Source organism: Streptomyces sp. NPDC046876 (assembly GCF_040645035.1).
Lineage (GTDB): Bacteria > Actinomycetota > Actinomycetes > Streptomycetales > Streptomycetaceae > Streptomyces.
Map to the genome: position 1 here is coordinate 1 of NZ_JBEYXK010000106.1, position 22,928 is coordinate 22,928.

The 22,928-nt window shown below is 72.4% G+C and carries 25 protein-coding genes and 1 tRNA gene; 9 read left to right on the forward strand and 17 right to left on the reverse strand.

Annotation, left to right across the window (positions count from 1 at the left end):
• Positions 1-403: 403 nt before the first annotated feature.
• Together ABZ924_RS32700 and ABZ924_RS32705 are read right to left on the reverse strand one after the other, a co-directional pair.
• The gene (locus ABZ924_RS32700; protein WP_361918009.1) at positions 404-877 is read right to left on the reverse strand and encodes a RidA family protein; all 474 of its coding nucleotides are present in this window, start codon (positions 875-877) and stop codon (positions 404-406) included.
• Positions 874-1,035, reverse strand: coding sequence for a DUF4177 domain-containing protein (locus ABZ924_RS32705; protein WP_007264966.1), 162 nt, complete (start codon positions 1,033-1,035; stop codon positions 874-876). Before ABZ924_RS32705 ends, ABZ924_RS32700 begins: the two co-directional genes overlap by 4 nt.
• 71 nt (positions 1,036-1,106) lie before the next feature.
• Between ABZ924_RS32705 and ABZ924_RS32710 the strand changes: the two genes are divergently transcribed.
• Both ABZ924_RS32710 and ABZ924_RS32715 read left to right on the forward strand, forming a co-directional pair.
• Complete coding sequence (locus ABZ924_RS32710; protein WP_361918014.1) at positions 1,107-2,087, forward strand: ArsA-related P-loop ATPase; 981 nt, start codon at positions 1,107-1,109, stop codon at positions 2,085-2,087.
• Positions 2,088-2,143: 56 nt separating this feature from the next.
• A complete protein-coding gene (locus ABZ924_RS32715) occupies positions 2,144-3,427 on the forward strand; it encodes an ArsA family ATPase (protein WP_361918075.1) in 1,284 nt (427 codons plus the stop codon).
• A gap of 66 nt (positions 3,428-3,493) precedes the next feature.
• On the opposite strand, the gene ABZ924_RS32720 is transcribed toward ABZ924_RS32715, so the two are convergent.
• Positions 3,494-3,850 carry a WhiB family transcriptional regulator gene (locus ABZ924_RS32720; protein ID WP_361918016.1) on the reverse strand — a complete coding sequence of 119 codons (357 nt, stop codon included), beginning with the start codon at positions 3,848-3,850 and terminating at the stop codon, positions 3,494-3,496.
• Between the two features lie 397 nt (positions 3,851-4,247).
• Between ABZ924_RS32720 and ABZ924_RS32725 the strand changes: the two genes are divergently transcribed.
• A complete protein-coding gene (locus ABZ924_RS32725) occupies positions 4,248-6,524 on the forward strand; it encodes a transglycosylase domain-containing protein (protein ID WP_361918019.1) in 2,277 nt (758 codons plus the stop codon).
• An 85-nt stretch (positions 6,525-6,609) separates the two neighbouring features.
• Here the strand turns inward: ABZ924_RS32725 and ABZ924_RS32730 are convergent, their stop codons facing one another.
• Positions 6,610-7,071, reverse strand: a complete 462-nt coding sequence (locus tag ABZ924_RS32730; RefSeq protein WP_361918022.1) for a GatB/YqeY domain-containing protein — start codon at positions 7,069-7,071, stop codon at positions 6,610-6,612.
• 67 nt (positions 7,072-7,138) lie between these two features.
• Here ABZ924_RS32730 and ABZ924_RS32735 point away from each other — a divergent pair, with 67 nt between their 5' ends.
• The 3 genes from ABZ924_RS32735 (at position 7,139) to ABZ924_RS32745 (ending at position 9,191) form a co-directional block, all read left to right on the forward strand.
• A complete protein-coding gene (locus ABZ924_RS32735; protein WP_361918025.1) occupies positions 7,139-8,077 on the forward strand; it encodes a metallophosphoesterase in 939 nt (312 codons plus the stop codon).
• A gap of 102 nt (positions 8,078-8,179) precedes the next feature.
• A tRNA-Pro gene (locus ABZ924_RS32740) sits at positions 8,180-8,253 on the forward strand.
• Between the two features lie 197 nt (positions 8,254-8,450).
• Entirely contained in the window at positions 8,451-9,191 is a 741-nt protein-coding gene (locus ABZ924_RS32745; protein ID WP_361918028.1) for a metallophosphoesterase, read from the forward strand.
• Here the strand turns inward: ABZ924_RS32745 and ABZ924_RS32750 are convergent.
• The 6 genes from ABZ924_RS32750 to ABZ924_RS32775 form a co-directional block, all read right to left on the reverse strand.
• Entirely contained in the window at positions 9,188-9,538 is a 351-nt protein-coding gene (locus ABZ924_RS32750) for a VOC family protein (RefSeq protein WP_361918030.1), read from the reverse strand. The two genes, ABZ924_RS32745 and ABZ924_RS32750, sit on opposite strands and share 4 nt — an antisense overlap.
• A gap of 9 nt (positions 9,539-9,547) precedes the next feature.
• The gene (locus ABZ924_RS32755; protein WP_361918033.1) at positions 9,548-10,051 is read right to left on the reverse strand and encodes a DUF5956 family protein; all 504 of its coding nucleotides are present in this window, start codon (positions 10,049-10,051) and stop codon (positions 9,548-9,550) included.
• Between the two features lie 45 nt (positions 10,052-10,096).
• The gene (locus ABZ924_RS32760; RefSeq protein WP_361918036.1) at positions 10,097-10,687 is read right to left on the reverse strand and encodes an HD domain-containing protein; all 591 of its coding nucleotides are present in this window, start codon (positions 10,685-10,687) and stop codon (positions 10,097-10,099) included.
• Positions 10,668-12,014 (reverse strand): cytosine deaminase, encoded by a 1,347-nt coding sequence (codA, locus tag ABZ924_RS32765; protein WP_361918039.1) that lies wholly within the window; start codon positions 12,012-12,014, stop codon positions 10,668-10,670. Before codA ends, ABZ924_RS32760 begins: the two co-directional genes overlap by 20 nt.
• 92 nt (positions 12,015-12,106) lie before the next feature.
• On the reverse strand, positions 12,107-12,271 hold the full coding sequence (locus ABZ924_RS32770; RefSeq protein WP_361918042.1) for a hypothetical protein: 165 nt from the start codon (positions 12,269-12,271) through the stop codon (positions 12,107-12,109).
• A gap of 112 nt (positions 12,272-12,383) precedes the next feature.
• Entirely contained in the window at positions 12,384-12,554 is a 171-nt protein-coding gene (locus ABZ924_RS32775) for a hypothetical protein (RefSeq protein ID WP_361918043.1), read from the reverse strand.
• 99 nt (positions 12,555-12,653) lie between these two features.
• On the opposite strand from ABZ924_RS32775, the gene ABZ924_RS32780 reads away from it, so the two are divergent.
• Positions 12,654-14,447, forward strand: a complete 1,794-nt coding sequence (locus tag ABZ924_RS32780) for a prolyl oligopeptidase family serine peptidase (protein ID WP_361918046.1) — start codon at positions 12,654-12,656, stop codon at positions 14,445-14,447.
• Between the two features lie 56 nt (positions 14,448-14,503).
• Positions 14,504-15,370 carry an SURF1 family protein gene (locus tag ABZ924_RS32785; RefSeq protein ID WP_361918049.1) on the forward strand — a complete coding sequence of 289 codons (867 nt, stop codon included), beginning with the start codon at positions 14,504-14,506 and terminating at the stop codon, positions 15,368-15,370.
• Here the strand turns inward: ABZ924_RS32785 and ABZ924_RS32790 are convergent.
• The 7 genes from ABZ924_RS32790 to ABZ924_RS32820 all read right to left on the reverse strand — a co-directional run bounded on the left by ABZ924_RS32790 (position 15,330) and on the right by ABZ924_RS32820 (position 21,573).
• Positions 15,330-16,463, reverse strand: a complete 1,134-nt coding sequence (locus ABZ924_RS32790) for a hypothetical protein (RefSeq protein WP_361918051.1) — start codon at positions 16,461-16,463, stop codon at positions 15,330-15,332. The genes ABZ924_RS32785 and ABZ924_RS32790 overlap by 41 nt on opposite strands.
• A complete protein-coding gene (locus ABZ924_RS32795; protein ID WP_361918054.1) occupies positions 16,460-17,281 on the reverse strand; it encodes a SigE family RNA polymerase sigma factor in 822 nt (273 codons plus the stop codon). Before ABZ924_RS32795 ends, ABZ924_RS32790 begins: the two co-directional genes overlap by 4 nt.
• A gap of 168 nt (positions 17,282-17,449) precedes the next feature.
• Complete coding sequence (locus ABZ924_RS32800) at positions 17,450-18,526, reverse strand: aspartate-semialdehyde dehydrogenase (RefSeq protein WP_361918057.1); 1,077 nt, start codon at positions 18,524-18,526, stop codon at positions 17,450-17,452.
• Positions 18,523-19,803, reverse strand: coding sequence for an aspartate kinase (locus tag ABZ924_RS32805; protein WP_361918060.1), 1,281 nt, complete (start codon positions 19,801-19,803; stop codon positions 18,523-18,525). Before ABZ924_RS32805 ends, ABZ924_RS32800 begins: the two co-directional genes overlap by 4 nt.
• A gap of 92 nt (positions 19,804-19,895) precedes the next feature.
• Complete coding sequence (locus ABZ924_RS32810; protein WP_361918063.1) at positions 19,896-20,570, reverse strand: DUF5063 domain-containing protein; 675 nt, start codon at positions 20,568-20,570, stop codon at positions 19,896-19,898.
• Positions 20,563-21,162 (reverse strand): recombination mediator RecR, encoded by a 600-nt coding sequence (gene recR / locus ABZ924_RS32815; protein ID WP_361918066.1) that lies wholly within the window; start codon positions 21,160-21,162, stop codon positions 20,563-20,565. The genes ABZ924_RS32810 and recR overlap by 8 nt, the downstream gene beginning before the upstream one ends.
• Positions 21,163-21,225: 63 nt before the next feature.
• A complete protein-coding gene (locus ABZ924_RS32820; protein ID WP_361918069.1) occupies positions 21,226-21,573 on the reverse strand; it encodes a YbaB/EbfC family nucleoid-associated protein in 348 nt (115 codons plus the stop codon).
• A gap of 265 nt (positions 21,574-21,838) precedes the next feature.
• Here ABZ924_RS32820 and ABZ924_RS32825 point away from each other — a divergent pair, with 265 nt between their 5' ends.
• Positions 21,839-22,591: an SLATT domain-containing protein gene (locus ABZ924_RS32825; RefSeq protein WP_361918072.1), complete on the forward strand. Its 753-nt coding sequence runs from the start codon at positions 21,839-21,841 to the stop codon at positions 22,589-22,591.
• Positions 22,592-22,928: the final 337 nt, after the last annotated feature.

The following is a 22,928-nucleotide window of genomic DNA, read 5'->3' on the forward strand; positions in this document are numbered from 1 at the left end:
CGGAGCCCCAGGGAACCCGGCTCCGCCGGGAACCGGGCTCTGCCCGGACCCGCGCCTCAAACGCCGGCGAGGCTGGGTTTTGCCGGGCCCCCGCTTCGAAGGTGCGGGTTGTGGGAACGCGGGACGAGGCCGGATTTTGCCGGGCCCCAGCTTCGAAGGTGCGGGTTGTGGGAACGCGGGGCGAGGCCGGATTTTGCCGGGCCCCGCTTCGAAGGAGCAGGCTGCGGGAACGCGCCGCGCGGAGCGGGGCTGGATTCCCCCGGTCTCGAAGGTGCGGGCAGCGGGAACGCGCCGCGCGGGACTTCGGAGCGGGGGGCGGCACATCGAGCCTCGCCGGCGATTGAGGCGCGGGGCCGGGCGGAGCCCGGTGCGGGCCCCGCCCCGGAAACCCGGCTGCGCCGGATCAGGCGTCGGGGAGGAGTTCCACCTGGAGTTCGACCTCGACCGGGGCGTCGAGGGGGAGGACCGCCACGCCGACCGCGCTGCGGGCGTGGACGCCCTTGTCGCCGAGGACCTCACCGAGCAGCTCGCTGGCGCCGTTCAGGACACCCGGCTGCGCGGTGAAGTCGGGCGCCGAGGCGACGAAGCCCACGACCTTGACGATCCGCGCGATCCTGTCCAGGTCGCCCGCGACGGACTTCACCGCGGCCAGCGCGTTCAGCGCGCACACGGCGGCGAGCTCCTTCGCCTGCTCGGCGGAGACCTCGGCCCCGACCTTGCCGGTGACCGGCAGGCTGCCCTTGACCATCGGGAGCTGCCCGGCGGTGAAGACGTACGCACCCGAGCGGACCGCCGGCTGGTACGCGGCCAGCGGCGCGGCCACCTCGGGCAGGGTCAGGCCGAGCTCGGCCAGCTTCGCTTCGACGGCGCCGCTCATGCCTTCTCCCGCTTGAGGTAGGCCACGAGCTGCTCGGGGTTGTTCGGGCCGGGCACGACCTGGACGAGCTCCCAGCCGTCCTCGCCCCAGGTGTCCAGGATCTGCTTGGTCGCGTGGACCAGCAGCGGGACCGTCGCGTATTCGAACTTCTTGGTCATGGGGGCGAGCGTATCGCCTGTGGGGGAGGGTCATGCGCGGCCCGAGGGGCGAGTGGTTAGGCTCAGGCCCTGTGAGCAGGCTCCAGGTGGTCAGCGGCAAGGGCGGAACCGGGAAGACCACGGTCGCCGCGGCACTCGCGCTCGCCCTCGCACGCGAGGGCAGGCGGACGCTTCTGGTGGAGGTCGAGGGCAGGCAGGGCATCGCGCAGCTCTTCGGGACGGAGGCGCTCCCGTACGAGGAACGCAAGATCGCCGTGGCCTCGGGCGGCGGCGAGGTCTTCGCGCTCGCCATCGACGCGGAGCAGGCGCTGCTGGACTACCTGCAGATGTTCTACAAACTCGGCTCCGCCGGGCGCGCCCTCAAGAAGCTCGGGGCCATCGACTTCGCCACGACCATCGCCCCCGGCCTGCGGGACGTGCTGCTGACCGGCAAGGCGTGCGAGGCGGTGCGCCGCAAGGACAAGTCCGGCCGGTACGTCTACGACCACGTGATCATGGACGCGCCCCCGACCGGCCGGATCACCCGCTTCCTGAACGTCAACGACGAGGTGGCGGGCCTGGCCCGGTTCGGGCCGATCCACAACCAGGCGCAGGCCGTCATGAAGGTGCTCAAGTCCCCGGAGACGGCGGTCCACCTGGTGACGCTGCTGGAGGAAATGCCCGTCCAGGAGACCGCCGACGGGATCGCCGAGCTGGCGGGGGCGGGGCTGCCGTTCGGGCGTGTCGTGGTCAACATGGTCCGCCCGCACCACCTGGACGAGGACGCGCTGCGCGCCGCGGGCGGCGAGCGACGGGCCGACGTCGCCCGGGCCCTGTCACGGGCGGGGCTGGGCGGCTCCCGGCGCGGCGGCCTCGCGGAGCGGCTGGTGGAGCCGCTGCTGACGCAGGCCGCGGAGCACGCGAGCCGGGTGGAGCTGGAGCGCGCGCAGCGCACCGTACTGCGGGAGTTGAAGGTGCCGACGTACGAACTGCCCCTGCTCGGCGCGGGGATGGATCTGGCCGGGCTGTACGAGCTGGCCTCGGAGCTGCGGAAGCAGGCGGGCGAGGAATGAGCGCGACGGGGGAAGACGACAACACGAGTACGGGTACCGGCGCGGGCGGCGCCGGCATGGACGCGCCGTCGGCCCTGGCCGTGGACCGGCTGCTGGACGACCCCTCGACCCGGATCATCGTCTGCTGCGGCGCGGGCGGCGTCGGCAAGACCACCACGGCGGCGGCCCTGGGGCTGCGGGCGGCGGAGCGCGGGCGGAAGGTGGTCGTCCTCACGATCGACCCGGCGCGCCGGCTGGCCCAGTCGATGGGGATCGACTCGCTCGACAACACGCCGCGCAGGGTCGCGGGCGTGGCCGGCGAGGGCGGTGAACTCCACGCCATGATGCTGGACATGAAGCGGACCTTCGACGAGATCGTCGAGGCCCACGCGGACCGCGAGCGGTCCGAGGCGATCCTGGCCAACCCCTTCTACCAGTCCCTGTCGGCCGGTTTCGCGGGCACGCAGGAGTACATGGCGATGGAGAAGCTGGGGCAGCTGCGGGCCCGCGACGACTGGGACCTGATCGTGGTGGACACCCCGCCGAGCCGGTCCGCGCTGGACTTCCTCGACGCGCCGAAGCGGCTGGGGTCGTTCCTGGACGGGAAGTTCATCCGGGTGCTGATGGCTCCGGCGAAGGTGGGCGGCCGGGCGGGGATGAAGTTCCTCAACGTCGGCATGTCGCTGATGACCGGCACGCTCAGCAAGCTGATGGGGGCGTCGCTGCTGAAGGACGTGCAGACGTTCGTGGCGGCGATGGACACGATGTTCGGCGGGTTCCGCACCCGCGCGGACGCGACGTTCCGGCTGCTGCAGGCTCCCGGTACGGCCTTCCTGGTGGTCGCGGCGCCCGAGCCGGACGCGCTGCGCGAGGCGGCGTACTTCGTGGAGCGGCTGGCCGCGGAGCGGATGCCGCTGGCCGGGCTCGTACTGAACCGGGTGCACGGGAGCGGTGCCGCGCAGCTGTCCGCGGAGCGGGCGCTGGCCGCCGCAGAGAATCTTGAGGAAGGCGGCATTGTCGATCAGGAGTCCGGGAAAGCTGGACTTCGTGACGCCGAGGGCCTCGACCCCGCGTCGACTCCCGAGACCGGCTCCCCCACTGCCGACGGCCCGGGATCCGATGCGCATGCCGAGACGGAGACCGACGCCGACGTGGACCTGATCACGGCCGGGCTGCTTCGCCTGCACGCCGAGCGCATGCAGGTGATCGCGCGCGAGCAGCGCACGCGGGACCGGTTCACTTCGCTGCACCCGGAGGTGGCGGTGACGGAGGTGGCCGCCCTGCCCGGCGATGTGCACGACCTCGCCGGGCTTCGGGCCATCGGAGAACGACTCGCGGCCGGAGTGCCGGCCGGAGCGTAGGCGTTCGTACGGAATGCAGACCTCTCGCCGCTCGCCCGGGGGCGGACGGGGCGGGTCGCGCGGCGGCTACCCGGCTGCCGCGTAGGTCTCGTACGGAACGTCAATCTCCCCATTGACATCCACATCCACGGTGAGGATGCCCGTACTGCGCTCGTACTCCGTGCGGGCGGTTTCGAGCAGCCGTCGCCACGAGGTGACGGTGGGACGCCGGCGCAGCAGTGCGCGGCGCTCCCGCTCGGTCATTCCGCCCCATACTCCGAACTCGACACGGTTGTCGAGCGCGTCGGCCAGGCACTCGGTCCGTACCGGACACCCGGTACACACCGCCTTGGCCCTGTTCTGTGCCGCTCCTTGAACGAACAGTTCATCCGGATCGGTAGTGCGGCAGGCTGCCTGCGCACTCCAGTCGGTAACCCAGCCCATCCCGGCGCCGTCCTCTCCCGAATCGAGGCTCCCCCACGGCGGTAGCGGCATATTCACCGCTGCCAGTTGAGGACGTTACGGAAGGCGAGCACAGTGCAACACCCCCGACGGGCCCAATCTTGAATGGTCCGAACGGACTATGGGTAAGCGGCAGATCACCCGACGGAGTGATCCGGCGACATGCCCGACCATTCCGGCGATTCGGGTGTAATCGGCGGAGTCGGGACGAGCGGCCGTCAGAGTGAAGAACGGGATTCGGACATGAGTCCACCCCATTCGGGAAGGGTGAAAATCAAGCCGGGGGGTTGATGTCGCACCACACTGCTGTGACAGTTGGGGACAGCTTAGGCCAAGGCATTCGCGCGTGTCCGGTGAATGAGAACGTAGGCTGCCCTCCATGGGAAAGAAGCGCTCGGGCGCCGGGCTCACGGGGCCGCAACAGGCCGCCAAGTTCCTCGGGGTGTCCGTTCTCGCCGGCGTCGTACTGGCCGGCATCGCGATCCCGGGCGCAGGCGCCCTGGGACTCGCCGCAAAGGGCACGGTCGAGGGATTCGACGAGATCCCGGCCAACCTCAAGACACCCCCGCTGAGCCAGCGCACGACGATTCTGGACGCCGAGGGTGGCCTGATCGCCATGGTCTACTCACGCGACCGGCAGGTGGTTCCGCTCACGGCCATCTCCCCGTACATGCAGAAGGCGATCGTGGCCATCGAGGACTCGCGCTTCTACGAGCACGGCGCGGTCGACCTCAAGGGCATCCTGCGCGCGGTCAACCAGAACGCGCAGGAGGGCAGCGCCGCGCAGGGCGCCTCGACGCTCACGCAGCAGTACGTGAAGAACGTCTTCGTCGAGGAGGCCGGCGACGACGAGACGAAGGTGCGCGAGGCCCAGGAGAAGAGCCTCGGGCGCAAGGTCCGCGAGCTGAAGTACTCGATCCAGGTCGAGGAGGAGCTCGGGAAGAAGAAGATCCTCGAGAACTACCTCAACATCACGTACTTCGGCCAGCAGGCGTACGGCATCGAGTCCGCCTCCCAGCGCTACTACAGCAAGCCGGCCAAGGACCTCACCCTCGACGAGTCGGCGCTGCTCGCCGGCCTCGTGCAGTCGCCCAGCCGGTACGACCCGGTCAACGACTCCCAGGAGGCGATGAAGCGCCGCAACATCGTCCTCCAGCGGATGGCCGACCTGAAGGAGATCCCGCAGTCGGAGGCCGACGAGGCGAAGAAGAAGCCGGTCGTGCTGAAGGTGACCCGGCCCAAGAACGGCTGCATCACCGCCGTCAAGGGCGCGGGCTTCTTCTGCGACTACGTGCGCAACACGGTGCTGACCGACCCGGCGTTCGGCAAGACCCGCGAGGAGCGGGCCAAGCTGTGGAACCTGGGCGGCCTGACCATCCGTACGACGCTGGACCCGCAGTCCCAGGACTCCGTCAACGAGTCGATCAAGGACCACGTCAACCAGGACGACAGGGTCGCCACGGCCGTCACCCTGGTCCAGCCGGGCACCGGCCGGGTCCTCGCCATGGGCCAGTCCAAGCCGTACGGCTTCGGCAAGAACGAGACGCAGATCAACTTCTCCGTCGACAAGCGGATGGGCGGCTCGAACTTCGGCTTCCCGACGGGCTCGACGTTCAAGCCGTTCGTCGCGGCCGCGGCGCTGGAGAACGGCATGCCGGCGAGCAAGGTGTACACCACCGCACAGGAGATCGAGTACCCCGGCCCGGTGGAGACCTGCGGTGACAAGCCGTGGGTGAACACCGACCACGAGCGGGTGCCGAACGAGTCGCTGTCGGAGTTCGGCGCGTACAACCTGCGGGACGCGATGGCCAAGTCGGTCAACACGTACTTCGCGGAGATGATCGCGGAAATCGGCCTGTGCCCGGTGACCGAGATGACCACCAAGCTCGGGGTGATCCCCGCCGACGGCAGCAAGCTGCCCGAGGTCCCGGCCATCGCACTCGGCACCGAGGGCATGTCTCCGCTGACGATGGCGAACGCGTACGCGACCTTCGCCAACCGCGGCACGTACTGCACGCCCGTCTCCATCGAGTCGATCACGGACGCGCACGGCAAGGCCCTGTCGGTGCCGAAGTCCAAGTGCGACCGCGTCATGACGGAGCGGACCGCCGACACCATCAACACGCTGCTGCTCGGCGTGGTCGACTCCGGTACGGGTACCCAGGCGGGCCTGACCGACCGGCAGAACGCGGGCAAGACCGGCACCACCGACAACCGCTACAACGCCTGGTTCGTCGGGTACACGCCGAACATGTCCGGCGCGACCTGGGTCGGCTCGGGCGGCGCCAAGCAGGTGTCGATGGAGAACATCAACATCGGCGGCCAGTACTTCGAGAAGGTCTACGGCGGCGGGCTGCCCGGCCCGATCTGGAAGCAGGCGGTCTCCGGCGCCCTGGCCGGCCGCGAGGCCCCGAACTTCGCCACGGTCGGCCTCGACGGCGGCGGCGCGCCGGTCGGCGGCGGCCGGCCCAGCACCCCGACGGGCCCGAAGCCCGGGAAGCCGAACAAGCCCGGGAAGCCGAACAAGCCCGGCGGCACGACCGGATCCACCGGCTCGACGGGCACCACGGGCACCACGACGGGCGGCTCCCCGAACGTCCCGGTCCCCGGGATCACCCTGGACCCGGGCCTGATCGGCGGCCCGGACACCCAGTAGCGGCAACAGCGCAGACAACAGCAGCAACGGGAGGGCCCCGGCGCCAACGGCGTCGGGGCCCTCCCGCTACGTGCTCAGGACGTACTCAGGCCAGGTGCTTCTTCACGGCGGCGGCCACCCGGCCGCCCTCCGCCAGCCCGGCCACCTTGGGCGTCACGATCTTCATGACGGCGCCCATGGCGCGCGGCCCCTCGGCACCCGCGGCCCGGGCCTCCTCGACGGCCTGCGCGACGATCGCGCCGAGCTCGTCGTCGGAGAGCTGCTTGGGCAGGTAGGTGTCGAGGAACTCACCCTCCGCCGTCTCACGCGCGGCCTGATCGGCACGGCCGCCCTGCGCGAACGCCTCCGCGGCCTCGCGGCGCTTCTTCGCCTCCTTGGCGATCACCTTGAGGACTTCGTCGTCGGAAAGGGTGCGCGCCTCCTTGCCCGCGACCTCCTCCTTGGTGATCGCGGCGAGGGTCAGTCGCAGCGTGGACGAGTGGAGTTCGTTGCGCTCCTTGATCGCGGTGGTGAGGTCATCCTGCAGCTTGGCCTTGAGCGTGGTCATGCCCCGAGTCTGCCAGGTACAGGGCCGGTGGCGCCCGCCGGTTTTCCGGGTCTGAGACGATGGGGCCATGCGTGCGCGTTACGGAGTACCCCTGAAGGTCACCGCCGGAATCGCGGCGGTGGGGGCCGCGGGTGTGGCCTATGCCGCCGGTTTCGAGGCGCGGTCCTTCCGCCTTCGCCGGATCACCGTTCCGGTGCTCCCCGCCGGGATGCGCCCGCTGCGCGTGCTCCAGGTGTCGGACATCCACATGGTCAGCGGGCAGCGCAAGAAGCGGGCCTGGCTGCAGTCCCTCGCCGGGCTGCGCCCCGACTTCGTCGTGAACACCGGCGACAACCTCTCCGACACCGAGGGCGTGCCGGAGCTGCTCGACGCACTCGGCCCGCTGATGGACTTCCCCGGCGTGTACGTCTTCGGCTCGAACGACTACTACGGGCCGCGGCTGCGCAACCCCGGGCGCTACCTGATCGAGAAGGTGCAGGGACGGCACGGCCTGAACGGCAACAAGCCGGTCGTCGGCGCCGTGCACAACCCGTGGGAGGGCATGCGGGACGCCTTCGACGCGGCGGGCTGGGTGAACCTGACCAACACGCGGGGCCGCCTGAAGCTGGACGGCCTGGAGCTGGCCTTCACCGGCCTGGACGACCCGCACATCAAGCGGGACCGCTACGAGCGGGTGGCCGGCGGCCCGGAGCCGGACGCCGACTTCTCGATCGCCGTGGTCCACGCCCCGTACCTGCGCTCGCTGGAGTCCTTCACGGCCGACGGCTACCCGCTGATCCTGGCGGGCCACACGCACGGCGGGCAGCTGTGCATCCCCTTCTACGGGGCGCTCGTCACCAACTGCGACCTGGACACCGACCGGGTGAAGGGCCTGTCCACCCACGAGGCCGACGGCCGCCGCGCCTACCTGCACGTCTCGGCGGGCTGCGGCACGAACCGCTTCACCCCGGTCCGCTTCGCCTGCCCCCCGGAGGCGACCTTGCTGACCCTGGCCCCGAAGGCCTGACCCCCTCGGGCACCGCCCCGCGAAAACCGGATTTCGTCTCCGGCCGAGGGTCCGCTAAAGTAATCGATGTCGCCAGGGCGAAGGCCCGAAAACGGCGGCGATCGGGGTGTAGCGCAGCTTGGCAGCGCGCTTCGTTCGGGACGAAGAGGTCGTGGGTTCAAATCCCGCCACCCCGACTTGGTAAGACCAGGTCAGAGCCACCTAGGAGATCTCCTAGGTGGCTCTTCTGCTTTCCTGCGTGACCGACGGTGACTGCCGTCCCGGGACGCTCCCCCGACTCAAAGATCGCGTCCATGACGCGGCCGGGCTGGGTAGCGTCGTGATGTCTGCGCCTGCGCCGGGGCGTGGGGAACTCGCGTCGGAGGGACCTGTCTTGACCGTCATCGCCCACGTCAGTGATCTGCACCTGGACCTCGGGGAGCGTGCCACCGCGCGTGCGCGGAAGGTCATGGACTACCTGCGGGGCATACCCGGCCCGGTCGACGCCGTGCTGGTCTCCGGGGACATCGCCGACCACGCCGCGGACGAGGAGTACGCGCAGGCGCGCGAGCTGTTCGAGCTGCCCTGGCCGGTCCTCGTCCTGCCCGGCAACCACGACCGGCGGGCCCCCTTCCGTACCGGGCTGCTCGGCGGCAAGCCGGAGGAGGACGAGCTGAACCGGGTCGTCGCCGTGCCCGGGGCGGTTTTCGTGCTGTGCGACTCGACGGTGCCGGGCAGCGACGAGGGCCACCTCAGCGACGCCACGCTGCGCTGGCTCGACGGGACGCTGGCGGGCCTCGCGGGGGACCGGCCCGTCTTCGTCTGCTTCCACCACCCGCCGGTCGACCTGCACACGCCGTACGTGGACCGGGTCCGGCAGTTCGGCGAGGACCGCCTCGCCGAGGTGCTGGGCCGCCATCCGCGGGTCGCGGCCCTGCTGTGCGGGCACGCGCACGTGGCCGCGGCCACCACCTTCGCGGGGCTGCCGCTGCTGGTGGCGCCGGGGGTGGCCTCCACCGTTCCGTTGCCGCTGGAGGGCCGTGCGGCGGTGGACTTCGAGCTGGCGCCGGGGCTGGCGTTCCATGTGCTCGACGATGCGGGGCGGCTCGTCACCCACTACCGGGCGCTGGCCTAGCCGGTGCTCGTGACGAAGCAGAACTCGTTGCCTTCCGGGTCCTGCATCGTCTGGAAGGACCCCTGGTCGTCGGTGACCGGATCACCGGCCGGGACGGCGCCCAGGGCGGCGGCCCGCGCGGTGGCGGCGCCGACGTCGTCGACGGCGAGGTCGAGGTGGAGCCGGTTCTTGACGGTCTTGCCCTCGGGCACCGGCTGGAAGGCGAGCCGGGCGATGCCGGGCAGGTCCACGTGGGACCAGCCGCGGTCCCGGTGGACGGGCTCGCCGCCGGCCAGCCGCGCCCAGAACCGGGCCAGGGCCGCAGGGGCGTGGGCGTCCACGACGACTTGGTGCAGGCGCATCCTCATGCCGCCACCCTAGGCAGCCAGGGAGGACAGTTCCTCCTGAATCAGGTGCAGGAAGGCCGGGGTGGGCGACGCCGGGATGCGGCGGGAGTGCGCCGCCGTGCGGAGGTGGTCCAGGACCGCGTCGAGGGACGGCAGGCCGCCCACCGGACGCAGCAGCCACAGGCGGCCGGGCGGACGCGGGGGCAGGCCCAGCGCGGCGAGGGCCTCCTCGGCCTCCCGGTCGAGGCCGTGGAGGTCCGGCTCGGGCAGCGGGGCGGCCCGCACGTCCGTGATGTGGCCGTGCCCGTCCAGGACGGTGTCCACCGCCCAGTGGGTGGAGCGGTCCGGGATCCAGGTCCGGGCCGCCGGCGGCCACACGTACGGGAGGAACACCCACTCGGCCCCCTCGGGCGCCGGCTCCCAGCCGAGCACCTCCAGCTCCCGCACCTCGGGCAGCCGGTCCGGCTCCTGCTCGCTGCGTCCGGTGCGGCGCAGCGCGAGCGGGTGGGGGGTGCCGTTCTCGTCCCACGACATGGGCGCAGGCTACCGCCGGCTGCCGTCCGCTGCGGTGACGTGCCGCTACAGGCGGTCCAGCGGGTTGCTCCCGGCGCGCCCGGCGCCGCCGCTCGCGACCCAGCCCGCGGCCGCGCACCCCGGCTTGCGCGCCGCCTGCTCCTCGAAGAGTGCGGTGAACGCCTTGCCGAAGCCGAGCCGCGGGTGCTCCGCGAGCAGCGCCCGTACGAAGCCCTGGTCGAACTCGCCGACCCGCAGCCCGGAGACGTCGGCGCTGGTGCCGACCTGGAGCAGGTGGCTCTCGACGTCCTCGGCGGCGGTGACGTCGTCCCGCATGTGCAGGACGATGATCTCCTCGGCCCGGGCCCGCCGCTCGGCCGGCCAGCCCAGTCCGGCGGTCAGGACGCGCGCGACGTGCCCGCCGGCCTCCTCGAACGGCAGGGTGTGGCTGTCGAACGGCGCGGTCAGCCCGAGGTCGTGGACCAGTGCGCTGACGTAGAAGAGGTCCTCGTCGTAGGCGAGGCCGTGGCGCGCCGCGTACGCGGCGCCGAAGGCGTACGACCGTACGGAGTGGTTCAGCAGCGCGGCGTCCGCGTACTCCGAGGCGATCTCCAGGGCCGCGCGGCCCGATGCGGTGTCACGTGTCCAGGTGCTCATGGGGGTTCAGGGTAGAAGGCCGGCCGAAGTCGATCTCCATCGGAGGCTCGCCGGGCCAAGACAGCCGGGTCGGCGCGGGCGGGGCTTCGGCGACGACCGTCCCGCGGGAGACCACGTACCGGGGCCGGACCTGCCGCCGGATCGCCTCGAGCGGCGACGGCGCCGGCAGCAGGACGAAGGAGGCGGGGGCGCCCTCGGCGATGCCGTACTCGGCCTCCGTCAGGCCGAGCACGCGGGCGGCCCGGTCGGTGACCATGGAGAACGCCACCGGGATCTCGTCCGCGCCGGTCAGCTGGGCCGCGTACAGGCCGACGAGGGCGGTCTGCAGCGGGTTGCCGGTGCCGAGCGCGTTCCACGGGTCCATGACGTCGTCGTGCCCGAAGGCAACGTTCACTCCCGCGGCCAGCATCTCCTTGACCTGGGTCAGCCCGCGCCGCCTGGGGTAGGCGTCGAAGCGGCCCTGGAGGTTGAGGTTGGCGAAGGGGTTCGCGACCAGGTTGATGCCGGAACGCGCCAGCAGCCGCTGGAGTTTGAAGCTGTAGGCGCCGCCGTAGGAGCCCATGGCCGTCGTGTGCGAGGCCGTCGCCCGCTCCCGCAGCCCGGTGCGCAGGGCGTGCGCGGCCAGTACCTCCACGAACCGGGACTGCTCGTCGTCGATCTCGTCGCAGTGGGCGTCCACGCGCAGCCCGTGCTCCTCGGCGACGGCGAAGGCGATGCCGAGGGAGGCGACGCCGTCCTCGCGGGTGTCCTCGAAGTGCGGGATCGCGCCGACGACGTCCGCGCCGCGGGCCACCGCCTCGCGCAGCAGGGCCTCCCCGCCGGGGAAGGAGACGATGCCCTCCTGCGGGAAGGCGACGATCTGGAGGGTCATGAAGTCGCGGACCCGGTCCCGCACTTCGAGCAGCGCGTCGAGGGCGGTGAGTGCCGGGTCGGTGGTGTCGCAGTGGGTCCGTACGTGCAGCACGCCCTGGGCGGCCTGCCAGCGCAGCACCTCGGTGGCGCGGGCGACCACGTCCTCGCGGGTCAGGGTGGACTTGCGCTCGCTCCAGCAGGCGATGCCCTCCCAGAGGGTGCCGGAGGCGTTCGGGCGGGGCTGTCCGGCGGTGAGGGCGGTGTCGAGGTGGATGTGCGGCTCGACGAAGGGCGGGGTCAGCAGGCCGCCGTGCGCCTCGATGCGGACGCCGGTGGCCGGGGGCTCCTTCTGGTCGTCGTACGGGACCACCCGGGCGATCCGGCCGTCCTCGGCGACCTCCACGTCGTACAGGCCGGTGCGCAGCACGGGGCGGTCGGCCGCCAGCAGGCGGGCACCCCGGACGATCATCCGCATGCGGCCAGCCTAGGGCCGAGGCCTGCGGTTTCCGGGGAATCACGGGAAACCGCAGGCCCGGGCGGCCGCGGCCCGGCCGGGCGGACACCCGCTCAGCCGCGCTTGGCCTGGGCCTTCTGCTGCATCCCCCTCGTCTTCGCCGACAGGGACGCATCGCGCGCCGCGGATTTGGCGCGGGCCTCGGCCGCGGTGTTCTTCGCCCGCTCGCGCTCGCGCTCGGCGGCCTGTGCCGTGCCGGCGCGGTCCTTCTTGGCCATGGTCACTCCTCCTCGGGGCACACCGGAGGGCGTACGTCCCTCCACTGTCCCCCCGTTCGGCGGAGGCGGCATCCGCAGGGGCGGGCGGGCTCAGGTCACCGGCAGGGCTCTGTCAGCCGCGACCGCCCTTCCTGCGCTGCTCGCGCATCCGGTCCTCCTCCATGGCCAGCCGCTGGGCCTCTCCGACGTCCTCGACCAGCTGGGCCGGCCGCTGCCGTTGCCCTGACCCGGACTGCGACGCTCGGCGGGTGTCCTGCGCCGGCTCCTTGCGCTGCTTCGCCATGATCACTCCTCACGGGAATAGCTGGGTGGGACTCCGCCCACACTCCTCCCTCCTGCCCGGACCGACCATCCGACAGCGCCAATCGGGTTACATAGGGGTATGACTGAGAACACGGCGATGCCCGACTGGGAGAAGCGCTTCCGGGCGCCGCGCGTCGGGCTGCCCGAATGGGCCGAGGACGCTCCGGACCGCTCCCTGTTCGTGTCGAACGCGACGGGGACGTACGAGCTGTACGCCTGGGACCGCGCCACCGGCACGCAGCGGCAGGCCACCGACCGGCCGAACGGCACCACCGACGGCACGCTCTCCCCCGACGGCGAGTGGATCTGGTGGTTCTCGGACACCGACGGGGACGAGTTCGGCACCTGGGTACGCCAGCCCTTCGCCGGCGGCCCCGACGAGCCGGCCACGCCCGGCCTGGAGCCCTCGTACCCGGCCGGCCTCGCCCTGGGCCGGGACGGCACGGCGGTCGTGGGCCGGTCGACGGACGAGGAGGGCACGACGGTCCACGTGGTGCGGCCGGGCGGCGCGGAGCCGGTGGTGATCTACCGGCACCGCGAGTCGGCGGGCGTCGGCGACCTGTCCCGGGACGGGACGCTGCTGGCGATCGAGCACACCGAGCACGGCGACGCCATGCACGCGTCCCTGCGCGTGCTGACCCTGGACGGCGCCACGGTCGCCGAGCTGGACGACTCCGAGGGCGGCACCAAGGAGCTCGGGCTGGAGGTCCTGGGCTTCGCCCCGGTCGCCGGCGACACCCGGCTGCTCGTCGGCCACCAGCGGCGCGGCCGCTGGGAGCCGATGGTGTGGGACGTGGCCACGGGCGCGCAGGAGGACCTGGCGCTGGACCTGCCGGGCGACGTGAGCGCCGAGTGGTACCCGGACGCCTCCGCGCTGCTGGTCGAGCACAGCTTCGAGGCCCGCAGCGAGCTGTGGCGCTACGACCTGGCCCGCCGGGACCTGGTGCGCGTGGACACGCCGCCGGGGACGGTCTCGGGTGCGACGGCACGGCCCGACGGCACGGTCGAGTACCAGTGGTCCTCGGCGGCCGAGCCCTCCTCGATCCGGTCGACCGCGGGCGGGGTCGTACTGGACCCGCCCGGCTTCCGGCCGCCCGGCTCGGTGGCGGTCGAGGACGTGTGGGTGGAGGGCCCGGGCGGGCGGATCCACGCGCTCGCGCAGCGGCCCGTCGGCCACGGCGAGGGCCCCTTCCCGACGGTCTTCGAGGTGCACGGCGGCCCGACCTGGCACGACAGCGACGCGTTCGCCGCGGGCCCGGCGGCCTGGCTGGACCACGGCTTCGCCGTCGTGCGGGTCAACTACCGGGGCTCGACGGGGTACGGCCGGGAGTGGACCGACGCCCTCAAGCACCGCGTGGGGCTGATCGAGCTGGAGGACATCACGGCGGTCCGGGAGTGGGCGGTGGCCTCGGGGCTGGCCGACCCGGCGCGGCTGGTGCTGTCGGGCGGCTCCTGGGGCGGGTACCTGACGCTGCTGGGGCTGGGCATGCAGCCGCAGGCCTGGGCGGTGGGCCTGGCCGCGGTGCCGGTCGCCGACTACGTGACGGCGTACCACGACGAGATGGAGGCGCTGAAGGCGCTGGACCGCACCCTCTTCGGCGGCTCGCCGGAGGAGGTCCCGGAGCGCTACGAGGTGTCCTCGCCGCTCACGTACGTGGACGCGGTCACGGCACCGGTGCACATCGCGGCGGGCGTCAACGACCCGCGCTGCCCGATCCGGCAGATCGAGCACTACGTCGACCGGCTGGCGGCGCGCGGCGCGGTGCACGAGGTGTACCGCTACGACGCCGGGCACGGCTCGCTCGTCGTGGAGGAGCGGATCAAGCAGGTCCGGATGGAGTTGGAGTTCGCGCTGAAGCACCTCCCGCGCTGAGGACGCCCCGAGCCCCCGCCACGGTGATCGCGGTGCACCCCCCGTACGGTGGTGGGGTGCACCGGTTTCTCCTGACCCCGCGCTGGTGGGGGATCAACGTCTTCGTCGCGCTCGCCGTTCCCTTCTGCCTGTTCATGGGGACCTGGCAGCTCGGCCGGTTCGAGGACCGCGTCGCCACGCACCGGGAGGCGGCCGGGGGGCGCCCGGCCGGCGAGGCCGCGGCGCCGCTGGAGTCGCTGCTTCCGGTCGACAAGCAGACCTCCGGCCGGCTCGCGTCGGTGTCGGGCCAGTACGCCGACCAGCTGCTGGTCCCGGAGCGGCGGCTCGACGGGAAGGACGGCTTCTACGTCCTGACCCTGCTGAAGACCGATTCCGGCAAGGCCGTCCCCGTGGTGCGCGGCTGGCTGCCGGGCGCGCCGGACGCGGGCCGGGCGCCGGCCGCGCCGACCGGGCGGGTCGAGGTCACCGGGGCGCTCCAGGCCTCGGAGACCTCCACCAGCAAGGGCGTGCACGCGCAGGGCGGTCTGCCGGCCGGGCAGCTCGGGGTGATCGGGGCCGCCTCGCTGGTCAACCTGGTCCCGTACGAGCTGTACGACGCCTGGCTGACGGTACAGACCCCGGCGGACGGGATGACTCCGGTGCCCGCGCAGGCGCCGACCAACACCGGGCTCGACCTGAAGGCCTTCCAGAACCTCGGCTACACCGGCGAGTGGTTCGTCTTCGTCGCGTTCGTGCTGTTCATGTGGTTCCGGCTGTACCGCCGCGAGGTGGAGACCCTCCGCGACGCCGAGGCCGGGCTGCTGGCCGGGGCCGACGGCTCCGGGCGTACGGACGCCGGCACCCGTGGCGGCACCGGAACCGGCGCCGCCGCGGACGCCCCCGTCACGGCTTCGGCGTCGGGGCCGGGGTCTCCAGCGGAATGACGCCCGTCCGGTAGACGGTGCCCCCGCAGGCCGCGGGAATGGTCGCCTGGGTGGTCGGCGCGACGCCGGGCACGGCCGTGTTCGGGGTGTGGGTCACCGCCACACCGGCCGCCGGGTCCGGGGCCGGGGCGTCGGTGCGGGCGGTGGTGCCCGCCGCGGCCGGGGTGTCGGTGGTGCGCCGCTCCTCCTGCGGGGGGCTGCCCGCGGGGGTCTTGGTGGCGGGGTCGGGCGTGGCGGCCGGGCAGGACTGGTCCGAGGGCACCCAGGCGAAGCGGACCTCGTACGCCGTGTACGGCTGGAGCAGCATCACCGACGCCTCCGCCGACGGGTCGGGCAGCAGCGCCGCCGCCGGGTCTCCCGCGGTGTGGCCGACCACGGTGACGCCCGCGTTCTTGCCGGGCGCGGAGGCGGTCACGGAGGAGGCGGTGACGGTGTCCGGGCCGACGACGGCGCAGCCGCGGGCCGAGACGTTGGTGACCTTGAAGCTGCCGTAGACCTTGCCGTCGGGCTCGGGGGCGCGGGCGCTGCCCTGCACGCCGAGCTGCTCGGCCCCGCAGGCCGGGACGCCGGATGCGGCGACCGGCGGCATGGGGCCGGCGCCGAGGCCGCTGCCGGGCCCGGCCGAGGCTCCGGAGGTCGCCTCCCCGGTGGCGTGGCCGCTTTCGGGGGAGCCGCCGGCCGCGGAGTCGGGGAGCTTGCCGGTGCCGCCGGGGCCGATGCCGTGGCCGGGCGCCTGGGGCGGGTGGGGCCCGTCGCCGGGGCCGCCGGGGTGGTGCGCGGGGCCGTCGCCGGCCTCCGCGGCGGCGGAGTCCTCGCCGTGGCCGGCCATGGCGGAGTGCTCCCCGACGCTGCCCTCGCCGCCGGTGGTGCGCAGGTGCAGGGCGGTCGGGACGGCGGTGCCGGCGAGCAGGACCGCCGCGGCCGCACCGACCAGTGCCCGCCGCCGCCTGCGCGTCCGGCGGGCGGGGACGGCGGCCTGCAGCCGCTCCAGGGCGCCGTCGGAGGGCTGCAGTTCCGCGACCGCGCCGTGGAAGAGGTTCCGCAGCTCCTGCTCCTCGGCGGTGCCGCCCGGCGCGGTGTGGTCGTCCATCATGACTGCGCAGCCTCCATCGCCACCCGCAGCGCGGCAATGCCCCGCGATCCGTACGCCTTGACCGAGCCGAGGGAGACGCCGAGGGTCTCGGCGACCTGGGCCTCGGTCATGTCCGCGAAGTACCGCAGCACCAGCACCTCGCGCTGCCGCCGCTGCAGCCCCCGCATGGCCTTGATGAGGTCGTCCCGTTCCAGCTGGTCGTACGCGCCCTCCTCGGCGCTGGCCATGTCCGGCATCGGCTTGGAGAGCAGCTTGAGGCCGAGGATGCGGCGGCGCAGCGCGGAGCGCGAGAGGTTGACGACGGTCTGGCGCAGGTACGCCAGCGTCTTGTCGCGGTCGCGGACCCGGTTGCGGGCCGAGTGGACGCGGATGAACGCCTCCTGGACGACGTCCTCGCAGGAGGCGGTGTCGTCGAGGAGCAGTGCGGCGAGGCCCAGCAGGGAGCGGTAGTGGGCCCGGTAGGTCTCGGTGAGGTGGTCGACGGTCGTGCCGGCCACGACCTCGCGCGCACCGTCGGTGCCGTCGGCGGCGGTGGCATCGGCGGTGGTGGCACCGGCGCCCGCGGCGGTGGTTCCGGTGGTGCCCGCCTCCTCCCCGCCGGCTGCGGAGGCCTCACCGCTCCCGGAGGCCTCGGCGCTACCGCGCGGCGCGGGCACGCGGCCGCCCGGGGTCGGCAGGGCGGTCAGGGTGGCCGGCGGCACGGTCGGCGGAACCGGCACGATCACCGGGAAGCCACCGGGCGTGCGGGGGCGCCGGCGCGGTACGGCGATCGTGCTGCGCACCGGAGCGCCGGCGTATTCGAGAAGTGCCTCTGCCACGCCAGTTGGACACGCGTCCCCCCGCCAGGGTTGTACGCGCGAGGCGACTTCACCAGCAATGTCTTCATTGCCCTCATGCGTACTCGCTCTTCCTGATTGCCCCGTCCGTCCAGCGGCAGTCAGGCCATCACCTTGATCAAGGGATCAACACTGATCCTACAAAGTGAATTACGCGAATTCACCAGCGATCAGTTCCGCGATCTGAGTGGCGTTCAGGGCGGCCCCGCCCTGGAGGTTGTCGGCGCACACGAAGAACTCCAGCGACTGCGGATCGTCCAGCGAGGCCCGCAACCGCCCCACCCACGCCGGGTCCGTGCCCGCCGCGTCCACCGGGGTCGGGAACTCCCCCGCCGCCGGATCGTCCACGACGACCACCCCCGGCGCGGCCTCCAGCACCTCCCGCGCCCGCCCCGCGTCCACCGCGGTGTCGAACCGGGCCCGCACGCTCAGCGAATGCCCGGTCAGCACCGGCACCTGTACGCAGGTCACCGCCACCGGGAGCGCCTCCAGCCGCAGGATCCGGCGCGTCTGTGCCCGTACGGCCAGCTCGTGCGAGGACCAGCCGCCCTCGCGCAGCTCCCCCGACCACGGGACGACGTTCAGCGCGAGCGGGGCCGCGAAGGGCCCGGTGTCCTCGCCGACCGCGCGCCGCACGTCCCCGGTCATCTCGCCCAGGGAAGTCCCGGCGACCAGCGACAGCTGCCGGCGCAGCGTCTCGGTGCCGGCCCGTCCGGCGGCGCTCGCGGCCTGGTACGAGGACACGGTCAGGTCGGCGAGCCCGTACTCGGTGTGCAGCGCACCCAGAGCCGCGATCATGGCGGCGGTGACGCAGTCCGGGCTCGCGACGATCCCGCGCGGCCGGTTGCGTACGGCCGGCGCATTGACCTCGGGCACCACGAGCGGCACCTCGGGGTCCTCCCGGAAGGCCGCGGACTGGTCGACGACGACCGCGCCGCGCGCGGTGGCGACCGGCGCCCAGCGGGCCGAGACCTCGGCCGGGGTGAGGAAGAGCACCACGTCGCCCGCACCGAGGCCGTCGAAGGCGTCCTCGCTGAGGGCGAGCACCTCGGTCTCCTCGGCGCGCACGGCCAGCATGCGGCCGGCCGAGCGCGCGGAGGCGATCAGGCGTATGTCGCCCCAGACGTCCGCCCGCCGGGACAGGTTCTGGAGCAGGAGCGATCCGACCGCTCCGGTCGCCCCGACCACGGCGAGCGCCGGAGCCGGGGTCGACCGGGCCGGCGTCATCGTCCGGTGCCTCCGTAGACGACCGCCTCGTCGCTGTCGGAGTCGAGGCCGAAGGCCGTGTGGACGGCGACGACGGCCGCGTTGACGTCGTCCTGGCGGGTCACCACCGAGATGCGGATCTCGGAGGTGGAGATCAGCTCGATGTTGACGCCCGCGTCGGACAGCGCCTGGAAGAAGGAGGCGGTGACCCCCGGGTTGGTCTTCATGCCCGCGCCGACCAGTGAGATCTTGCCGATCTGGTCGTCGTAGCGCAGGGAGTCGAAGCCGATCTGCGCCTTCGCCTTCTCCAGGGCGTCGATGGCCTTGTGGCCCTCGGTCTTGGGGAGGGTGAAGGAGATGTCCGTCAGGCCGGTGGCCGCGGCGGACACGTTCTGCACGATCATGTCGATGTTGATCTCGGCGTCCGCGACGGCGCGGAAGATCGCCGCGGCCTCGCCCGGCTTGTCCGGAACGCCGACGACAGTGATCTTGGCTTCGGAGACGTCGTGGGCGACTCCGGAGATGATGGCGTGCTCCACCTGCTCGTCCCCTTGCGACTCGGGCTTCTCGTTGCTGACCCAGGTACCCGGCAGTCCGGAGAAGGACGAACGGACGTGGATCGGGATGTTGTAACGGCGCGCGTACTCCACGCAGCGGTGCAGCAGCACCTTGGAGCCGGAGGCGGCGAGCTCCAGCATGTCCTCGGAGGAGATCCAGTCGATCTTCCGGGCCTTCTTCACCACGCGCGGATCGGCGGTGAAGACGCCGTCGACGTCGGTGTAGATCTCGCAGACCTCGGCGTCCAGCGCCGCGGCGAGCGCGACGGCGGTCGTGTCCGAGCCGCCGCGGCCCAGGGTGGTGATGTCCTTGCTGTCGGCGGACACACCCTGGAAGCCGGCGACGATGGCGATGTTGCCCTCGTCCAGCGCGGTGCGGATACGGCCCGGCGTGACATCGATGATGCGCGCTTTGTTGTGGACCGAGTCGGTGATGACGCCTGCCTGGCTGCCGGTGAACGACTGGGCCTCGTGGCCCAGGTTTTTGATCGCCATGGCCAGCAGGGCCATGGAGATCCGCTCTCCGGCGGTCAGCAGCATGTCGAATTCGCGCCCGGCAGGCATCGGCGATACCTGCTCGGCGAGATCGATCAACTCGTCCGTCGTGTCGCCCATCGCGGAAACCACGACGACCACCTGGTGGCCGTTCTTCTTGGCGTCCACGATCCGCTTGGCGACGCGCTTGATGCCCTCGGCATCGGCTACGGAGGAGCCTCCGTACTTCTGCACGACAAGGCCCACGTGCGCTCCTCGCTCGGTCCGTCTCATTGCGGATGCAGTGTAACGAGCAGCCGCGATCCGACCGCTTCGTACCGCATCATGAGACGAAAAGATCAGAGCCGGGGTTCCGCGTGGTTGCCCCGCACCCCGAGCCGGGCCCCGATCTCCTCGGCCATCACCCGTCCCGCCTGTTCGGCGAGGTCGTCCTCGGCCAGGTCCTCGTCGGTGTCCAGCCCGTCCAGGGCCTCCAGCGGCTGGTCCAGGCGTACGTGTGCCACGAGCGACTGCAGGGCGCGCAGCGTGGCCGAGGCCGTCGAGCCCCAGTTGGAGAAGTACGAGAACTGCCACCACCACAGGGCCTCGGCCGTGCGGCCCGCCCCGTAGTGCGCCAGGCCGTGCCGCAGGTCCGCCACCACGTCGGCCACGTCGTCGGAGATGCGGTGCGCGACCGGGGCCTTGCGCGGCTCGTAGGGGTCGAAGACCTCGGAGTAGACGTCGACCGGCTCCAGCAGGTACGCGAAGCGCTCGCGCAGCTCGTCCACGTCCGGCTCCGGGCCGAGGTCCGGCTCGTAGCGCTCGTCGGGCAGGACGTCCTGGTAAGCGCCCAGCCGGCCGCCCGCGAGCAGCAGCTGGGAGAACTCCAGGAGGAGGAAGGGCACCGCGCTGTCCGGGTCCTCGCCCTTGGCCACCTCGGTGACCGCGACGATGAAGGACTCGATCTGGTCCGCGATCGAGACGGCGAAGTCGTCCGGATCCTGGCCCAGGATGTTCAGCGTTGCGTCAGACATCGAGAAGTCGCCTTCCTTCAAAGGCCCGCCCGAGCGTGACCTCGTCCGCGTACTCCAGGTCTCCCCCGACGGGGAGCCCGCTGGCCAGGCGGGTGACCTTCAGGCCCATGGGCTTGATCATGCGCGCGAGGTACGTGGCCGTCGCCTCACCCTCGAGGTTCGGGTCGGTGGCGAGGATCAGCTCGGTCACCTCGCCGTCCGCGAGGCGCGCGAGCAGCTCGCGGATGCGCAGGTCGTCCGGGCCCACGCCCTCGATCGGGCTGATCGCGCCGCCCAGGACGTGGTACTTGCCCCGGAACTCGCGCGTCCGCTCGATCGCGACCACGTCCTTCGGCTCTTCCACCACACAGATCACAGTGGCGTCCCGGCGCGGATCGCGGCAGATGCCGCACCGCTCCTCCTGCGCCACGTTCCCGCACACGGCGCAGAACCGTACCTTCTCCTTGACCTCCAGCAGCGCGTGCGCGAGGCGCCGGACGTCCGCGGGCTCCGCCTGCAGGATGTGGAAGGCGATCCGCTGCGCGCTCTTGGGCCCGACACCGGGCAGCCTGCCCAGCTCGTCGATCAGGTCCTGGACCACGCCTTCGTACAACGGACTGCCTACTCTCGAGAAAACGGAACGGTAAGGGTCTGGGGGGACTGGGGGGACTGAGGGCTAGAACGGCAGGCCGGGGATCCCGGTACCGCCGCCGCCCAGGCCCTGGGCGAGGGGGCCCAGCTTCTCCTGCTGGAGCGCCTGGGCGTTCTCGTTGGCCGCCTGCACGGCCGCGACCACCAGGTCGGCAAGGGTCTCGGTGTCCTCCGGGTCCACCGCCTTCGGGTCGATCACCAGCGCGCGCAGCTCACCGGAGCCGGTGACGGTCGCCTTCACCAGGCCGCCGCCGGCCTGGCCCTCGACCTCGGTACGCGCCAGCTCCTCCTGGGCCGCCGCGAGATCCTGCTGCATCTTCTGGGCCTGCTGGAGCAGCTGCTGCATGTTGGGCTGACCGCCACCGGGAAACACAGGTCATTCACTCCGTACCGTCGGGACGCGTCTGGGACGCTTGGTCAATCCGAGCCTACGTGCTCACCGGGCGCAGCGCCCTACGCCGTGAGGACCAACTCTTTCGGGTGAGGGGCGGGGCGTGCGCGTCCCTGATGGAGACCTCCTTGCGGGCGGAAATCCGGGGATTCGACGCCCATCCGCCGCCGTTCGGAGGTAGGAAGAGCATGCGCATCATTGCGCACACGCGCACCACCACAGTCAGCGCAGGCAGAGGGAGTGCCGGGTGAGCCAACCGGAGATGCAGCCCGAGGGGCCACCCCGGGATCCCCGGGAGGAGGGCGGCGGGCCGATGGCGGCGGGCGATCTGACCGGCGGACCGTTCCCCCTCGGGGACTGGGGCGAGCCCGCCGAGCGGCTGGACGAGCTCTACCGGCGGGTCGAGGCGGATGCGCTGCGCACCGCCGAGTGGTACATGTCCGACCGGGCCCGCAAGCGGCTCGGGGCCCGGATCCTGCGGGCGGGGGCCGCCGCCGGGGCCGTGATCGGCGCCTCGATGCCGCTGCTGGAGCTCACCGGCTCCGCGCCGGGCGCCACGTCGTACGGGTACCTGGCCCTGCTGCTGGGGGCCGCCTGCATGGGGTGCGACCGGTTCTTCGGGTTCACCTCGGGCTGGATGCGGGACGTGGCCACCGCCCAGGCCGTGCAGCGCCGGCTGCAGACCCTGCAGTTCGACTGGGCCTCGGAGAACGTACGGGAGGTGCTGGGGCCGACGGAGGGGACGGCGAGCGAGGCGGCGGAGCGGTGCCTGACCGTGCTGCGGAGGTTTTCGGAGGACGTGACGGAGCTGGTGCGGTCGGAGACCGCGGAGTGGATGGTGGAGTTCGGCAACGGGCCGGCCCCCCTGCTCATGCAGTCCCTGTCCACGTCCTCCGCGCGCGGAGGCGAGCCGGGGGCCCTGCCTCCGCCCCGCTACCCCCTCCCCCCGGGCACCCGCCCGAACATGCCCCGCCAACGCCCCCCGGAACAACCCCGCTGACCCGCCTCCGCCGTCGGGCCCGATGCGCGGTCCCCGGCCTGGGCGTCGGCGAAGCCGCGGAACCGCGCGGCCGAGCCGGGGTGGCTGGACTGGCCGACCCCTCGCGCCAGGCGCCGGCAATCCAGCCTCGCCGGCGCCATCCAGCCTCGCCGGCGTTTGAGGCGCGGGGTCCGGGGCGGAGCCCCGATCTCTGAGCCCCGCCGGCCATTGAGGCGGGCGGGTCCGGGGGCGCAGGCTCGGCGCCTAAGAGGCCATCTCATTTGGGTGGTTGGGTAGGCTGTCGGTCGTGGTGGGGATTGTTGAGCGGCTGGTGCCGGACGAGTTGTGGGAGTTGTTC

Coding starts and splice junctions, on each gene's coding strand:
- ABZ924_RS32700 (WP_361918009.1), bottom strand. CDS start 877: ATGAGCGGCGCCGTCGAAGCGAAGCTGGCCGAGCTCGGCCTGACCCTG.
- ABZ924_RS32705 (WP_007264966.1), bottom strand. CDS start 1,035: ATGACCAAGAAGTTCGAATACGCGACGGTCCCGCTGCTGGTCCACGCG.
- ABZ924_RS32715 (WP_361918075.1), top strand. CDS start 2,144: ATGGACGCGCCGTCGGCCCTGGCCGTGGACCGGCTGCTGGACGACCCC.
- ABZ924_RS32720 (WP_361918016.1), bottom strand. CDS start 3,850: ATGGGCTGGGTTACCGACTGGAGTGCGCAGGCAGCCTGCCGCACTACC.
- ABZ924_RS32725 (WP_361918019.1), top strand. CDS start 4,248: ATGGGAAAGAAGCGCTCGGGCGCCGGGCTCACGGGGCCGCAACAGGCC.
- ABZ924_RS32730 (WP_361918022.1), bottom strand. CDS start 7,071: ATGACCACGCTCAAGGCCAAGCTGCAGGATGACCTCACCACCGCGATC.
- ABZ924_RS32735 (WP_361918025.1), top strand. CDS start 7,139: ATGCGTGCGCGTTACGGAGTACCCCTGAAGGTCACCGCCGGAATCGCG.
- ABZ924_RS32750 (WP_361918030.1), bottom strand. CDS start 9,538: ATGAGGATGCGCCTGCACCAAGTCGTCGTGGACGCCCACGCCCCTGCG.
- ABZ924_RS32755 (WP_361918033.1), bottom strand. CDS start 10,051: ATGTCGTGGGACGAGAACGGCACCCCCCACCCGCTCGCGCTGCGCCGC.
- ABZ924_RS32760 (WP_361918036.1), bottom strand. CDS start 10,687: ATGAGCACCTGGACACGTGACACCGCATCGGGCCGCGCGGCCCTGGAG.
- codA (WP_361918039.1), bottom strand. CDS start 12,014: ATGCGGATGATCGTCCGGGGTGCCCGCCTGCTGGCGGCCGACCGCCCC.
- ABZ924_RS32770 (WP_361918042.1), bottom strand. CDS start 12,271: ATGGCCAAGAAGGACCGCGCCGGCACGGCACAGGCCGCCGAGCGCGAG.
- ABZ924_RS32775 (WP_361918043.1), bottom strand. CDS start 12,554: ATGGCGAAGCAGCGCAAGGAGCCGGCGCAGGACACCCGCCGAGCGTCG.
- ABZ924_RS32780 (WP_361918046.1), top strand. CDS start 12,654: ATGACTGAGAACACGGCGATGCCCGACTGGGAGAAGCGCTTCCGGGCG.
- ABZ924_RS32790 (WP_361918051.1), bottom strand. CDS start 16,463: ATGATGGACGACCACACCGCGCCGGGCGGCACCGCCGAGGAGCAGGAG.
- ABZ924_RS32800 (WP_361918057.1), bottom strand. CDS start 18,526: ATGACGCCGGCCCGGTCGACCCCGGCTCCGGCGCTCGCCGTGGTCGGG.
- ABZ924_RS32810 (WP_361918063.1), bottom strand. CDS start 20,570: ATGTCTGACGCAACGCTGAACATCCTGGGCCAGGATCCGGACGACTTC.